This window comes from Desulfosporosinus meridiei DSM 13257, assembly GCF_000231385.2.
GTDB classification, from domain to species: domain Bacteria; phylum Bacillota; class Desulfitobacteriia; order Desulfitobacteriales; family Desulfitobacteriaceae; genus Desulfosporosinus; species Desulfosporosinus meridiei.
Genome location: NC_018515.1, coordinates 4,686,288 through 4,699,522 on the forward strand (window position 1 = coordinate 4,686,288; position 13,235 = coordinate 4,699,522).

Annotated in this window: 18 protein-coding genes, 1 other RNA gene and 1 pseudogene; 3 read left to right on the plus strand and 17 right to left on the minus strand. The window is 42.8% G+C overall.

The window, feature by feature from the left end; genetic code table 11:
- Positions 1–144: 144 nt before the first annotated feature.
- The 13 genes from DESMER_RS21560 to DESMER_RS21610 all read right to left on the minus strand — a co-directional run bounded on the left by DESMER_RS21560 (position 145) and on the right by DESMER_RS21610 (position 7,857).
- A complete protein-coding gene (locus DESMER_RS21560) occupies positions 145–507 on the minus strand; it encodes a putative PDDEXK endonuclease (protein WP_014905185.1) in 363 nt (120 codons plus the stop codon).
- Complete coding sequence (locus DESMER_RS21565; RefSeq protein WP_014905186.1) at positions 504–1,025, minus strand: putative metallopeptidase; 522 nt, start codon at positions 1,023–1,025, stop codon at positions 504–506. The genes DESMER_RS21560 and DESMER_RS21565 overlap by 4 nt, the downstream gene beginning before the upstream one ends.
- Positions 1,026–1,048: 23 nt before the next feature.
- Positions 1,049–2,023, minus strand: coding sequence for a DnaD domain-containing protein (locus DESMER_RS22725; protein ID WP_014905187.1), 975 nt, complete (start codon positions 2,021–2,023; stop codon positions 1,049–1,051).
- Positions 2,024–2,037: 14 nt separating this feature from the next.
- Entirely contained in the window at positions 2,038–2,205 is a 168-nt protein-coding gene (locus DESMER_RS23850; RefSeq protein ID WP_014905188.1) for a hypothetical protein, read from the minus strand.
- 18 nt (positions 2,206–2,223) lie between these two features.
- On the minus strand, positions 2,224–2,967 hold the full coding sequence (locus DESMER_RS21575) for an MBL fold metallo-hydrolase (protein ID WP_014905189.1): 744 nt from the start codon (positions 2,965–2,967) through the stop codon (positions 2,224–2,226).
- A 1-nt stretch (position 2,968) separates the two neighbouring features.
- Positions 2,969–3,796, minus strand: a complete 828-nt coding sequence (locus tag DESMER_RS21580; protein ID WP_014905190.1) for a recombinase RecT — start codon at positions 3,794–3,796, stop codon at positions 2,969–2,971.
- Between the two features lie 203 nt (positions 3,797–3,999).
- Positions 4,000–5,964 (minus strand): AAA family ATPase, encoded by a 1,965-nt coding sequence (locus DESMER_RS21585; RefSeq protein ID WP_014905192.1) that lies wholly within the window; start codon positions 5,962–5,964, stop codon positions 4,000–4,002.
- Positions 5,961–6,347, minus strand: coding sequence for a hypothetical protein (locus DESMER_RS21590; RefSeq protein WP_014905193.1), 387 nt, complete (start codon positions 6,345–6,347; stop codon positions 5,961–5,963). The genes DESMER_RS21585 and DESMER_RS21590 overlap by 4 nt, the downstream gene beginning before the upstream one ends.
- 15 nt (positions 6,348–6,362) lie before the next feature.
- Entirely contained in the window at positions 6,363–6,635 is a 273-nt protein-coding gene (locus DESMER_RS21595; RefSeq protein ID WP_242831021.1) for a 3D domain-containing protein, read from the minus strand.
- A gap of 34 nt (positions 6,636–6,669) precedes the next feature.
- A complete protein-coding gene (locus DESMER_RS21600) occupies positions 6,670–6,933 on the minus strand; it encodes a hypothetical protein (protein ID WP_014905195.1) in 264 nt (87 codons plus the stop codon).
- A complete protein-coding gene (locus DESMER_RS21605) occupies positions 6,923–7,189 on the minus strand; it encodes a hypothetical protein (RefSeq protein WP_014905196.1) in 267 nt (88 codons plus the stop codon). The genes DESMER_RS21600 and DESMER_RS21605 overlap by 11 nt, the downstream gene beginning before the upstream one ends.
- Positions 7,190–7,393: 204 nt before the next feature.
- The gene (locus DESMER_RS24090) at positions 7,394–7,549 is read right to left on the minus strand and encodes a hypothetical protein (protein ID WP_014905198.1); all 156 of its coding nucleotides are present in this window, start codon (positions 7,547–7,549) and stop codon (positions 7,394–7,396) included.
- Complete coding sequence (locus DESMER_RS21610; RefSeq protein WP_014905199.1) at positions 7,528–7,857, minus strand: helix-turn-helix transcriptional regulator; 330 nt, start codon at positions 7,855–7,857, stop codon at positions 7,528–7,530. Before DESMER_RS21610 ends, DESMER_RS24090 begins: the two co-directional genes overlap by 22 nt.
- 121 nt (positions 7,858–7,978) lie before the next feature.
- On the opposite strand from DESMER_RS21610, the gene DESMER_RS21615 reads away from it, so the two are divergent.
- The 3 genes and pseudogenes from DESMER_RS21615 to DESMER_RS25000 all read left to right on the plus strand — a co-directional run.
- A complete protein-coding gene (locus tag DESMER_RS21615) occupies positions 7,979–8,386 on the plus strand; it encodes a helix-turn-helix domain-containing protein (protein WP_014905200.1) in 408 nt (135 codons plus the stop codon).
- Between the two features lie 40 nt (positions 8,387–8,426).
- On the plus strand, positions 8,427–8,837 hold the full coding sequence (locus DESMER_RS21620) for an ImmA/IrrE family metallo-endopeptidase (protein ID WP_014905201.1): 411 nt from the start codon (positions 8,427–8,429) through the stop codon (positions 8,835–8,837).
- Positions 8,838–8,930: 93 nt separating this feature from the next.
- Positions 8,931–9,923, plus strand: a pseudogene (locus tag DESMER_RS25000) (recombinase family protein); the annotation flags it as partial.
- Positions 9,924–10,440: 517 nt separating this feature from the next.
- On the opposite strand, the gene ssrA reads toward DESMER_RS25000, so the two are convergent.
- From ssrA to DESMER_RS21640, 4 genes are all read right to left on the minus strand, one after another.
- Positions 10,441–10,792, minus strand: a transfer-messenger RNA (tmRNA) gene (gene ssrA, locus DESMER_RS23320).
- 210 nt (positions 10,793–11,002) lie between these two features.
- Positions 11,003–11,473 (minus strand): SsrA-binding protein SmpB, encoded by a 471-nt coding sequence (gene smpB / locus DESMER_RS21630; protein ID WP_014905203.1) that lies wholly within the window; start codon positions 11,471–11,473, stop codon positions 11,003–11,005.
- Positions 11,474–11,621: 148 nt separating this feature from the next.
- Positions 11,622–12,173, minus strand: coding sequence for an HDIG domain-containing metalloprotein (locus tag DESMER_RS21635; protein WP_042334882.1), 552 nt, complete (start codon positions 12,171–12,173; stop codon positions 11,622–11,624).
- 139 nt (positions 12,174–12,312) lie between these two features.
- Positions 12,313–13,125 (minus strand): alpha/beta hydrolase, encoded by an 813-nt coding sequence (locus tag DESMER_RS21640; RefSeq protein ID WP_014905205.1) that lies wholly within the window; start codon positions 13,123–13,125, stop codon positions 12,313–12,315.
- Positions 13,126–13,235 lie beyond the last annotated feature (110 nt).

Consider the following 13,235-nt stretch of genomic DNA (forward strand, 5'->3'; position numbering starts at 1 on the left):
TCTTCCTATCCGGATTGCAGCAGAATTTATGTCCACACTTAAGCACCTTTCTTGCCTCCGATCCGCACCCACCGGCAATCGTCCGTATACACATATTTGCATTTATCCTTTTCCACACAATCTTTGCACTGACAAGCGCCAGCTTTACATTTGCGGCATTGACACATTCTTTTCCCTCCTTGCCAAATCCTGACCAGCTTCCCACTCTCGATAAATCGCGAACCAATCCTCAGCATCCATGCAGACTTTCCAACGTTCCCGGTCTCGTCTAAATGCCACAATGGGCATTTCACCCTCTTTGGCATCCCTTCGACTTTGAATCATGGCTTTTTCGATATTGAGGGCTTCGACTCTTTTACATTCGATGTGGATCCCCGGGAGGCCAACGACATCGTCTCCTTCGAGCCCACTAAATTGCTGGCCACGTCTGCAATCATATCCTTGATCCCTACAGAGCCGAGCAAACTCGCGCTCACCGGCTGCACCCTTTTCTCGACTGTTTGTCATTGCGCTCTTTTCAACTCCTGTTCGTGCTCAGCATCGTAGATCGTCATTTGATACTCGGCTTCTCTAACGGCCTCAGCAAACTTCTCAATCCCGTGTTCCCAAAGCCCGTGCCGGTGGATGACGTCGGAAAACTCTTCTACGTCATGTTCGCGAAGATACCAATTGTCCGGATCATCTTTCTTGGCCCATTCTTTTCTGATGATCTTACCGGTTGAAGGATTGATGACTTCCATGCCTGTTTTTCTTTGAATATGGCAGAGCTCATGGTCGAGCAGGGCTTTAAGCTTTTCTATTTGCCACGCCTCAAATGCTAGCTCAATAATAAAAATGTGGAACATCTTGCCTGTTAGGAATCGCTCAAAGCTTGTACACTTCTTGCATTTGCCTGTCCAGTCAACACCGCTGTCATCCCGAACGTAATACTCTATAAGTTCCTTGGCATCCTTGAGATGTGGGTGATGATCATCAATTAATGCCTCAGCTATTTCTCGAACTCGAGGTGATTTTTCGTAACCCATCTCTTTCCCTCCAATTCTTATTTTTACAGGTAAAATGCATCGTATTTCCCCGGCTTTGGCGGCTCAGGAGTCTTGTCCCCTGGGTCTCTATTGCGTTTGTAGTCTTTTTGGCGATTACGCTCAGCCTCTCGAGCATGAACCTGATCAACGGTCAAGATTCCAGATTCACGCCAGTCTTTGAGTACGCCCCTCAGATAGTGCATATTTCGTGCATTAGCATCAAGGCAACACTTAAGGGCTTCGATTACAACCGCGTCCGGATCCGGACTTCCCCGAGTGAAAAACTCATCACAATAGGCCATAATCATGTCAGTCTCACCTTTGGGGATTAAACGCCCCCAGTTCTTTTCTGCCCAATTGACTGCCCGGGTACCAATGGCCAAGGATACGATTTCGCTCAAATTGTTCACGTTTTTAGGGGTTTCAGACACAGTTTCCTCGGGTTCGTTCACGCTCTGCCTAATTTCCTTACTTCCGTTGTTGTCGTCATTCTCGGCTTCGTTATGAGGGAAACAACAATCAACATTCAATATAGGGGATTCAACATTCAATAAGAGGGATTCCGCCGGGCTCGTCATAACTTTTTCACGGCTAGTAAATACCTTTAAATTTTTAGGTTCGTCCTTGCCGTTTATTTTCACGGCTCGTTCATACCTATTTACGGCTTGGCCATTTTCGGGCATATTTGGCAAATCAGACTCACCCTCTTTAGGGTGTGGTTTCTGATGTTTCGAAAAATTAACAATCTGAATGCATGAAATCCCATCAACTGTATAGCGAACTATAAACTCCGGATCTAATAGGTTAAGGAGTTCATCAACGTTGCAATCGTCATAGGGCAAAACTTCAGCTTTAATCCGCTTAGGCCGATCTTCGAGCTTACCCTTACGGTCAGCTAGTCCCCATAGTCCGATAAATAGGAGGCGGGCCAGAGGCGGCAGCTCCCCTAATTGGTCGTTTGCAAAAAAGCTTGGTTTAATGTTTCGTGCCCTGGCCACTCTTAATCTCCTCCTTAAACCTCAACCAAAAGCATGCTCCCGCAATCCGGGCAATGCTCTTCTTTCCAGCAATCAGCAAGGCCAATTCTTAAATGAATTTTCACCGGCCTGTAGGTCGTGTGGCGACAGTCCATGCAGATCTTGCGCTTACGGGCAAATAGGCCCCAAAGTAGATGTCTCATCAGTTTCATAAGCCTCCTCTAAAACGGACACATTTCCAACTCAATAACCTTCCCTGGCTCCGCGACCTCAACGTCCTTGCCCGTTAATTCCCGAATCCCTCGAACCATCCTAAATGCATCTGAATTGCCATCAGAAAGGTGAATCAAAACGATTTTCCGAACCTTTGTTAGGTCATTTGCTTGCAAGAAATCCTTTACATTGTCTAGGCTAAAGTGGCTCTCGATCAGCCGGTTCTTTAATGATTCCGGGATCCGCCCGGCCTCAATATTTTCCTCAAGGATATCTCGGCAATAGTTGCACTCAACAAGAATGTAATTTAGGTCCCTGAATCTGTTCCGGATGTAATAGGTGTCTGTGGCAAAAAGCAGCTTTTCACCGGTCGGCCAATATTGTATGAGATATCCTAACGGTTCAGCACAATCATGTTCAGTTCGGAATGGCAGGACTGTAAAGTCCCTTGTTATAGGGAATTGCTCCCCTGCCCTTACTACTCCAAGACGATGACTTTCAATTCCCAACTTATCGGCTGTCCCCTTACTTAAAAAGGTGTTTACTCCGAACTTAGTAAGCTCCTTGACTGACTTTGCGTGATCCATATGTTCATGAGTAATTAAAGCTCCGCGCACATTGAACAGATTAAAATTAAGTCCCTTTTGTATCTCTTTGAAGGGGACGCCTGCATCCAAGAGCAGGCTCCCCGTTGGTGTTTCTAAAATGTAACAGTTCCCTTTGCTTGATGAGCCGATTATTTTAAGTTTCATATTAGAAGTCCGGCCCTGTAGATTGGTGCTCTACCTTGTCATTTTGAGACTCTGGAGCGGGAGGAACCTCAGGCCCCGCTGCTGGTTCGGCATCAATATCAACAACCTCTTGATTCGCCTCTTGGGCTATTTCGTTAGCAGCACGACTTTCTGCATCCTCATCTTTGTCAGAGGTCAAAGCTGTAGCCATTTCAGTGGACAAAAATCCATAGTGGGACAAGAGCTTTCGCATAGCTGTCTTGATGGCCATCTCATCAAAATTCGATTTCCAGGCCGATGAATCATAGCTGAAGCTTTTGCTGTAGCGTTTCGCATGCGCAAGTACTTCATCTGCTGTCATGTACACTGTTTTGGTAAAGCCATTAGTGAGCTGCATATAGGCAAAGTATCCCTGGGCCTTTGTGCTGGTCGGCTCACCAGTAAATTCAACTTCTCCCGTGAGAATGTTCTGCTTAATTTTTACGCCTTCTAATAAAACACCAGCATTCAAGAACTTATATTGGCCAGTCCTCATGGCGAGCTGGATGTATCCTTTGTATCCAAGTTGGAACTGAGGGATGTAAACACCCTTTGATTTATAGGGAACAACATAAGCAAAGCCAAGCTGTTTGTTGATAGGAAGCTTAAGTGTTGCTGCCTTTAGGCACTCCATAATAACGGTCTGAGGATCGCATTTTTGCAAGTAGGTATCACTACCATATAGATCAATGATTGAGGCCAGGAAAGCCCCGGAATTCTCATTGAGTGCGTTTTTAAACTGTTCCTTGACGCTATCGACGTTTAAGACAGCCTTAAGTTTGTCCATTGGTTTAACTGTAATGTTGGCCATGTTTATTTAACCTCCTTATTGCTTTTCAGATTTGCAATTTGTTCTGTTATTTGTGCCTTGACAAGGTCCCATGCCTCCTTGTAGGCATCTTCTACAGAATTACCAAGGCACAATTTCAGCGGTGACTCCCGCCTCGGCAGTAAACGATTGATGGTTTCCTAGGTTTTTAACATACTTTGAAGAAACGCGAATCTCTTTACCGTTCATTCAGCAACCTCCACTCTAAGAACCTTATCCAGTTCACTCTTGAAGAGGTTGATAACTTGGCTCTCGGTTTCAATAATTCGGGACACCGACTCGCGGAAGTCGATAAAAATTGGGGCTGTAGAACCGTATTGGGATGCGAGTACGTTGATACAATCCAGACCGGCATTAACCTTCCCTGCGTGGTTCACATCTGACCACGTTACCCCATCCACCATAGCCTCGCACATTTCCTTTACGCCGCCATTAATTTGGTCATCAAAGAGCTTCCACTTGACCATCTTGAACCGACTATTGAGGTTGCCTTCCAGTAAATTAACTTTGGCCTTGATAAATCGCTCGAATAAGAATTTCTGCCTCTCAAGCTCACTCAGATGGGCTGCAAGGGTTCGCTCTTCGTCCTTGAGCTCTTCGATCCGTTCTTGAGTCTTAATCTGTACATCTCGGTTATTCAGAATCTTATTGAGCGAATTAATCTGTTCTGCGACCTCATTCTTTTGCTTGAGGAGTTCGGCGGTCGTGTCTTCGACCGGCTTGTCCAGCTCGTCTTTAATTACTTGCTGCCGAGACAAAAGACTTGTATATTCGGTATCGGCATGATAATTAACTGTGCCAGTAAGGCCCTCCATGTCTTTGAGTTCTTTATCAATCTCGGCCAAGCGTTCAGCTATTTCCTGAAGCTTTGCTTCTTTTTGCAAAAGCTCTTCGCCGAACTTCGCAGTATCTGCCTCAAGCTTTTCTTTTCGGGCCTTAAGGGTCTTCCCTTCTGTATTAATCTTAGTAAATTCATTTTGCTTAGTAGTATTAAAGGCCTCGCGCATCTCATAGATCTGTTGCCCAATGTCATCCTCTGGCAGCTCCCTCCTGCATGTAGGACAAATAAAGTTGCTGGGGTCAGGCTCTTCAAAGCCTTTCGAGCTTACCTCATTCCATTTCGTCCGGAGGTCAGCCATATTTTTAGATACCCTTTCTATTTCACTTGAAGAACTTTCGATCAATTCCTTAAGGGAATAACTTGTGGTCTCAAGCCGGTACTTTTCATTCTCAAGCTGCATCTTCTCGTCAGTGAGCCGTTTAGATCCGGCCAAGGCTTCTGTGTCTAATTCTTTTTTTCTTGCCCAAATGGCCGTATCAAGCTTGAATAATTCCTGCTGCTTCTGGCGGTATTCATCCGCTGCCTGACTGGCATCTAACATGCTTTTCTCGATCTTCCTGAGGACTGCTTTATGTTCGAGCAACCTTTCTTCGACTGCTAAATAATTAACATCTTCACTTAGCAGCGTCCGTGAAAGTTCGTTTATCTTAATTGGTATTGACTCAATATCTTTGTTAAGCTTCTTAACACCTTCGGCAATAATCTTCTTTTGAGAATCTATCGATTTTCCGTCTAAGATGTCCTGCAATGGTGCTAGGTCATCACTTGAGTCAATTACATCCTGATCCGTGACGTTCCCGCAGATCTCCATAAGTGTTTTACGCCGATCCTCCCACTTGAGCTGGGTGCAAAAGTAAAACGGATTCGTCAGGAGCTTGAAGACATTTTCGTCGATGATAGCGTTGATTTGATCGGTATACTCCTTCTTTTTAACAGGTACAGTGTCAATCCAATAAGAGGTTTGATGCCCTGTAAATTCCTTCGTGGATTCACCGCGTTTTTTTGTCCAAACCTCTTCGAGCATCTTCCTGAGAATTTTAGGCTTGCCGTTAATGAATAGATGCAGCACAACTTCTGTCTCAAGATAATTAATATCGTTACCGTTCTTATCTTGGGGCTTTACTGAGAAGTCAGCACGGTTAGCAGAATCCTTATTAAATAGCGCCCACAAAAAGGCATCATACAAAGTCGTCTTTCCTGCCCCGTTCTCACCAAAAACAGTGGCATTTTGCCCGTTTATATCGAGGGTAAACTCTTTTATACCCTTGAAGTTCCGGAGCTCCATCTTAGAGAGCGTTATCTTGTTCATTTCATTCCACTTCCCAACGATTCAAATTCTTGAAGTTCTGTGCTACAATCAAAGTGGTTAACTTCTTTTTGAGCTTCCGCGCCAACGGGAGCTTTTTTCATGCAAAGATTTATGAGTGTTTCACCGTTATAGTCAATAAAATGGAATTCACTCGGTTCTCCACCAACAATCTCAACGCCGACATTGCCTCGGTATTCCATGCCTGGGAACATATCCTCTAGGACTCCATTAAGATCCTCCTGGTCGGCATCTAACGTTGAGATGATCGTAACTCGCATAAGTCCATTCCCGTGGAAATCTATACTTGCCTGGGACACTAAATGGTTATGGTTTTTGGCCAGGCCCTGAATATCTAAAAGTTGACCTGCTGTGAGTTGTTTCATTTCATCCCTCCACCTTTAATTTTCAATCCAAACTTCCAATTCCCATATTCCGAACTCTATAGCATCACTCCGTTTCTCCATGTAAAGGTCTAGCCTATTCCCTCGTATTGCGCCGCCCCGATCCGTGACCGTGTAGGTATGTTCAAGCTTTGGGATATAGATCTTGGTTCCGAAGGGTAAGCTCGGATCGGCAGCTATCGTCCAACCCTCTTTGACCGGTTCACCGCTGGCTGTGATTCCTTTGCCGTCCCTTCCTCTGTCATTGGCCGTGTAGGCCGTGACGATCATAATTCGTCGTTCATGTTTTGTAGTTGTTCCTCGGCTAATTGGCTTTACGGAGACCAATACCGGCGGAGACTGTTTGATTGATTGCGGCAGCTCTGGACAAATAGCGTTCGATGGTGTTAAACATAAGATCGCTGCCATTAATGCGATAACAAAAATCCTTCGAACTTTTGATCACTCCTTTTCTAAAGAGTTTTTCGACGTAGGCGCATACTATTGCAAATTGGCATTTTGTCTTATCACGCTGCCCTGTGCATCCCCCGCATGTTTCTAGATGTTTGAAAAAGCGTTCACAGGTCATTATTGAGCCTTCTTCCCTTTGTATTGTCCCTCCATCGCATATACTTTTGATAGTGATTTAACTTTCGCTTGGGCTGCTCAGTGATAATTGGGGTAAATGTAATTGTGAATAGTCCTGTTGCCCAGTATCCTTCTGGCCCACGCTCCCACCTCATCCCACATCCATCAATTGGACACCTAGCTCCTGTTTTACCTACCGGAAACATCATGGCTTGTCCACACTTACAGAGTGGAGTTAACCCAATTGCTTCACTCAAAGTACCTCCCTCCTTTATGCAACATCGACTTCTTCCTTCGCCTCTTCCTCGGAATCAAAACTTCCAGCAAACTTTCCGTCTATCCAGAGCTCTACATATCCCCGCTTCTGGATGATCGTATACGACATGGCATCACCTCCTTAATAAATTGTTTTCCCTACTTTCCCCGGATGACCTATTCAAATAGATGGCATTATGAATTAATCACATATTGCCCTTATTTTCCCCTCTCTCGGCATCCTCTTTAAGCAGTTGTTTAAGAACCAATCCGGCTAACAAATTGATTCCTCTTTCTGGGTTAGGGTGTGGGATATAACTGACCGTAAGATTAACTGTGATTACCTGGGGCTTACGTGGCATTCTCCCTTCCTCCTCTCGTGGAATTCATTTTCGTCGGATTCGTAACGCTTCGCTTTGTTGCTATTTTCCTCAAAAAAAAGAGTCCATTTAAAGTTCAACACTTCTCCAATTCTTTGAGCAACTTTTACGCTAGGCGTTCTTTCACCGTTCTCAATCATGCTATAATATTGCCTTTTTACTCCAACCATTTTTGCGACCTCTTCATGCGTCATATCAGCATTTATGCGTATGTTCGCTAGCCAGAATCGAGTCATCATCACCACATCCGTCTGTAAATTCCTAGCAACACTAAGTTGCTGTGCCTTCATTATATAGCAACATAACGTTGCTGTAAATATTTATGGCAACAATTTGTTGCTAAGTCTTTACGCAACATAAAGTTGCCATTATAATGAATTAAAAGCAATAATATTACAGGAGGCCTAGAAGATGTTTCCTGACAGACTTTGTACGCTAAGAACTTCAAAGGGTTTAACACATCAAGATATGGCTGATATGTTAGGAATTACGCGGCAAGCGTATAGTAACTACGAGGCAGGGAAAAGAGAACCAGATCACAGCACTTTAAGAAAACTGGCTGAGTTTTTCATAGTCTCAACGGATTATTTACTTGGGCAAGACAATGGTAAGATCGTTCCCTCATGGGCAACAGCTAAAGATAAACGAGATTTTAAGAAAATGCTCGAAGATGATGATGATTTAATGTTTGATGGAGTTCCTATTGAGGGTGAGGATCGACAACGGATTAAAGATGTTCTTACCGGCCTTTTCTGGGAAGCTAAACAAATGAACAAACGAAAAAAGAAATCTGACAGCACGAACGACACCAAGAAATAATTCCAGGTGCCGTTTTTCATAAAGGGGTGCTTATTAAAATATGGACAAGCTTATACATACTTTAACCCGTAAGTATAAAACCAATTGTCCTTTCACAATCGCTGAACATCTTGGTATTCATATCCGGTATGCCGATCTTGGTGAACATACACGTGGCATTTATTACAGTAAACTCAGGCGCAGATTTATCGTTATTAACTCAAGGCTAAATTCTCATTGGCAGCGTTTTATCTGCGCTCATGAACTAGCACATGATAGACTCCACAGAGGTTTAAATCGCTTTTTCCTAGATGAGTATTCTCTCTCCAATGCCAATAAATATGAACGGCAGGCTAATGAGTTTGCAGTTCAACTGCTCTTAAAATCTACAGTTATTCGCCCTGGCGAGACTCTTGAACAATTTTTTCGTAAAAATTATGTTCCAGTTGAGATGCTGAAATATTATCGCTAAATCCTTTGTTTTTTTGCAGAATCTTTTTGCATATATATTTTTTTACCATTTTAACGGAACATATGTTCTATTTACTAAGAAAGGAGAATTACAGTGACCAGAATTATCCGCGCAGCATCCTACGCTAGATACAGCAGTGATAATCAACGCGAGGAATCAATCGCAGCTCAAGATAGGGCCATTGAAGAATATTGTAAGAGGAAAGGCTATGTATTAGTTAAACGATATGCCGATGAGGCTAAAAGTGCTACAACGGATAATCGGTCTGACTTCCAGCGCATATTCGAGGAAAGTATGTTAGGGGCTTTCGAGGTGTTGGTTGTCCATAAACTTGATCGTTTTGCACGAAACCGATATGACTCGGCTCATTACAAACGAAAGCTAAAACTTAATGGAATCAGGTTAGAAAGCGTTTTAGAGCAATTGGACAATTCGCCAGAGTCTGTTATTCTTGAATCAGTATTAGAAGGAATGGCTGAATATTACAGCAAAAACCTTGCCCGAGAAGTACGTAAAGGACTAAATGAAAACGCAATTAAGGCAGTCCATAATGGGGGACGTCCGGCCTATGGTCTTCAAGTCAACCCTGAAACGCGCATGTATGAAATCGATGAAAAGAGATATAGGGCTGTTCAAATGTACTTTGAAGGGCTTGACGCTGATTTCACTAGAGCTGAAATTGCTAGGCAAATAAATCGTGCTGGATTCAGGACTTACACCGGCGATGAGTTTAAGATTACGAGTTTTGATACATGGGCAGGAAACCAAAAATACAAAGGCGACTACGTATGGAATGCCAGCTCATCGAAGGATGACTCAGGCAAGAGAAACAGCCACCTAAAAAAACCTTCTGAAGAGCAGATTGTCATTGAAGGAGCTATTCCAGCAATCGTTTCAAAAGAACTTTGGGAAAGGGTGAATGCTAAGTTGAAAAAAAGACAAAGTAATAGCGACAAAGCCCGATTGAAAGCAAAAGAAGTTTACCTTCTTAGCAGTTTACTTTTCTGTTCTCTATGCGGTAGCCAAATATCTGGAGAATCATACACTAGCCGCGGCCGGAAGTATTCTTACTACAAATGCTCAAGTAAGTGTGAAAATAAAGGTATTCCAAAGGAACTTCTTGAAAAAATCGTTATCGAGAAATTAATAGAAATTTGTTTTTCTCCAGAAGCCGTTCAACAGATAGTGGAGAAAGTCAAAAAGCTTTATAAAGAAAGGCAAAGCGAAGTTGCCGATGATGCCACTCCGCTTAAAGAAGAAATTGCTTTGCTCGACGGAAAAATTAATAATTGGATCGATGCAATTGGGGACGGTGTGCTGGATCGGAATACTCTAGCCTCTAAAATAAAAGAAGCCAACGAAAAGAAAGCTTTTCTTTCTTCTCAGTTAGCTCAAGTAGAAATTATTCAAAAAACACCAGAAATAGATGATGCAGCAATCGTAAAAGTATTAAACGATAAAAAAACCCACCTTTTATCTCATAATCAAAAAGATCAAAAGGCGGTCATTCAGGAATATGTGGACTCTATTAACGTTCACTTTACTAGTGATAAAAAGCTTGATATGGAGATCATCGTCAAATTCGATATGTTAGGTGTACCAATGGTGGAGGCGAGGGGACTTGCACCCCTGTATCGAAGAACGACCACAAAAGCGTCTACGCGTGTGTCCTTTAATTTAAATTTCGCCAGTCTTGACTCCTAAAGGCAAGGATTCAGTTCAGGCTAGCTCGATGATCTTAGCTAATGTCTCCGAGCATTGACATTAGAGCGTCCTACTTAAGTGACACTCTGACCCTTCATCGTAGGTTCTGAAGGCAGAATGCTAGCGGCACTTAGGCAGCTAGAGCGTAATTGTTTTCGTTAACTATTTTTGCCCACCGTTTAACGAGACCAGGTGGAATCTCGACGCGCAACTCTTGCCACCGCTTCCCCGAGCGAGTCTAAAACGCCCCCGTAAAAATTAACTACAAACATAGTATACCACATTTTTGTTCAAAGCAAAGTGAATAACCCTGGAATAATTACTTCTTTATGGAAAAGGCATTTTGGCAACTACTAATCTTCTGAAGTCTTAGATTTAACGTTTTTTTATTTTATCCCAAACAAGCTACTGTCCATTCCATATTTACATTATATCAGTTATATAATAAGGCAAGTTAATTTCTAATAATTCTTATTCCGATCTCTTAAGGCACGCTCTATATCACGTTTTCCTTCACGTTCAGCAAGAGCCTGACGTTTATCATAATTTTTCTTCCCTTGGCCAACAGCCAATTCTACTTTGGCCATCCCTTTTTTTAAATAAATTTTTATCGGGATCAAGGTTAACCCTTGCTGCTGAATTTTACCGATTAGTTTACTTATTTCCGCTCGGTGAAGTAGCAGCTTACGAGGCCTAAGTGGATCGTGATTGAACCGGTTTCCCTGTTCATAGGGGCTAATATGCAGCTGGTGAACCCAAATTTCACCCTCGTCTAATTTTGCATAGCTATCCTTTAAATTAACCCGTCCATTACGAATGGATTTAATTTCAGTTCCGGTGAGAATAATCCCAGCCTCGATTCTATCCTCAATATAATAATCGTGGAAAGCCTTACGATTTTCAGCAACAACTTTAATTCCTCCAGAAGGCATATTAATCCTCCTCTCATCAAGTACTTCAGTATAACACACACTTCCTATTATAACCAAATGCTGAGAATCAGCGACCTAATACTTTCAGCCATCCTCTAGCCGATAACTCAAAACAAAAAAGTTTAGCAATGAGAACCTAACAATTATCCTATAGCTCTAATTCCTTCGAAATCCCCTGCATTCCCTCTAAGCCCAATCCTAAAAACTCCTCTAACGTAAGTCCCAGCTCACTGCAGCTGAGAATCTGCTGTCTATTTGCCCCCTTGGCAAAGGCCTTTTGATCGAATTTCTTAAGGAGGAAAGGCACATCTACCCCAGAAAGCTTTTTATCCGGTCGGATAAGAGCCCCAGCTACAATCAGCCCTGTCATAGGGTCTGTTGCATAAAGGGCCTTGTCTAATAAGGAGTTACGGGGTAGTCCGTGCCTCTCATTGTGTACCTTTACAGCATAGATAAGATCATGGGTAAAACCTAGGTTCTCTAAGATTTCCGCTCCTTTTAGAGAATGGACTTCAGGCTGTTCTTTAGTATCCTCATAATCAATATCATGGAGCAGGCCGGCCATTCCCCACAAATCAGGATCTTGATCAAAATGCTTAGCTAAACGAATAAGGACTGCTTCTGTTGATATCATATGTTTTAGTAGATTTTTATTATCAACATACTTCGTTAATTCTGCGTATGCTTCTGCTCTTGTCATCATTGATTAATCCCGCTTCCTTTCATTTCAAGAACTTTCCTTTTTCCTCACAGGATAGTTATTCTTGCCAACTATGTATAAGACATAATCAAACTATTATTCCTTAACCTAATTCAAGGCGGCTTCAATCGTATTCTACTTAATATTTCTTCTGATCAAACTGTTGAAGAAACTCATGAACCTTTAAAAAAACCTCTTCGCGTTCTTGACCAAGCGTTAAAATATGTCCGGATTTTTGCCAATAGATTACCTCAGGCTTGACCTGGCTGATTTTCTTCCTAATAATCTCTACACTGACAGGTTTAACGGTTAAATCCTTTGTGCTTTGCATTAATAAACAAGGGCATTTAATTGTCTGAAGTTTATTGCGTACTTGACGTATCCCTCTATTTAATGAAATTAAGGCATCTACCGGAACCCGTTCATAGACAAAACGCTCAGCTGGCGGATCATTTTTTAACAAAGTTGGTTGATCCTTTGCCGCTTTTCCGGGATTCAAATTTTTCACTCTCGAGGAAAACGGTTTATTCTTGTCAACAAACCTCATAAATGGCCTAATGAGCCGCACGAAACGAGTTCTCCTATCCGCCAGGATCATGGGAGCATTCATACTGATAAGTCCATCGATTAGACCAAGAGTTCCTAGATAAAGAGTCAATAGTCCTCCCATTGATAGGCCTACTCCAATTACAGTATCACAAGTTTCTCTGAGCTTTCTAACACCAACTACTGCGTCTTTAGTCCAATCCTCCCAGCCGGTTGTTGCCATTTGTTCCGGAGTTGTCCCATGACCTGAAAGTTGGACTCCAAGGATTGTCCAGCCAAGCTTGGCTAAGCGTTCGCCCATTAGCCGCATTTCTGAAGGAGAGCCGGAAAAACCATGAATGAGCAAGCAGCCAACATGATTCCCGGGGAAAAAGAAAGGCTCTACTAAGCGTCTTTGTGGTTCCATCAACTACACTTCCTAACCGATTTTCGTGATTCATCATATGAGTTCGATTATTATGTCGTGGTATCGAGAGAATCCATAAGATTATGCCCTAACGCAGCTTTTTGACCTTC

Excerpts from the sequence above, each read along its gene's own strand:
- DESMER_RS21560 (WP_014905185.1), bottom strand. The coding sequence starts at position 507 with ATGACAAACAGTCGAGAAAAGGGTGCAGCCGGTGAGCGCGAGTTTGCT.
- DESMER_RS21565 (WP_014905186.1), bottom strand. The coding sequence starts at position 1,025 with ATGGGTTACGAAAAATCACCTCGAGTTCGAGAAATAGCTGAGGCATTA.
- DESMER_RS23850 (WP_014905188.1), bottom strand. The coding sequence starts at position 2,205 with ATGAGACATCTACTTTGGGGCCTATTTGCCCGTAAGCGCAAGATCTGC.
- DESMER_RS21575 (WP_014905189.1), bottom strand. The coding sequence starts at position 2,967 with ATGAAACTTAAAATAATCGGCTCATCAAGCAAAGGGAACTGTTACATT.
- DESMER_RS21580 (WP_014905190.1), bottom strand. The coding sequence starts at position 3,796 with ATGGCCAACATTACAGTTAAACCAATGGACAAACTTAAGGCTGTCTTA.
- DESMER_RS21585 (WP_014905192.1), bottom strand. The coding sequence starts at position 5,964 with ATGAACAAGATAACGCTCTCTAAGATGGAGCTCCGGAACTTCAAGGGT.
- DESMER_RS21590 (WP_014905193.1), bottom strand. The coding sequence starts at position 6,347 with ATGAAACAACTCACAGCAGGTCAACTTTTAGATATTCAGGGCCTGGCC.
- DESMER_RS21595 (WP_242831021.1), bottom strand. The coding sequence starts at position 6,635 with ATGATCGTCACGGCCTACACGGCCAATGACAGAGGAAGGGACGGCAAA.
- DESMER_RS21600 (WP_014905195.1), bottom strand. The coding sequence starts at position 6,933 with ATGACCTGTGAACGCTTTTTCAAACATCTAGAAACATGCGGGGGATGC.
- DESMER_RS24090 (WP_014905198.1), bottom strand. The coding sequence starts at position 7,549 with ATGCCACGTAAGCCCCAGGTAATCACAGTTAATCTTACGGTCAGTTAT.
- DESMER_RS21610 (WP_014905199.1), bottom strand. The coding sequence starts at position 7,857 with ATGAAGGCACAGCAACTTAGTGTTGCTAGGAATTTACAGACGGATGTG.
- DESMER_RS21615 (WP_014905200.1), top strand. The coding sequence starts at position 7,979 with ATGTTTCCTGACAGACTTTGTACGCTAAGAACTTCAAAGGGTTTAACA.
- DESMER_RS21620 (WP_014905201.1), top strand. The coding sequence starts at position 8,427 with ATGGACAAGCTTATACATACTTTAACCCGTAAGTATAAAACCAATTGT.
- smpB (WP_014905203.1), bottom strand. The coding sequence starts at position 11,473 with ATGCCTTCTGGAGGAATTAAAGTTGTTGCTGAAAATCGTAAGGCTTTC.
- DESMER_RS21635 (WP_042334882.1), bottom strand. The coding sequence starts at position 12,173 with ATGACAAGAGCAGAAGCATACGCAGAATTAACGAAGTATGTTGATAAT.
- DESMER_RS21640 (WP_014905205.1), bottom strand. The coding sequence starts at position 13,125 with ATGGAACCACAAAGACGCTTAGTAGAGCCTTTCTTTTTCCCCGGGAAT.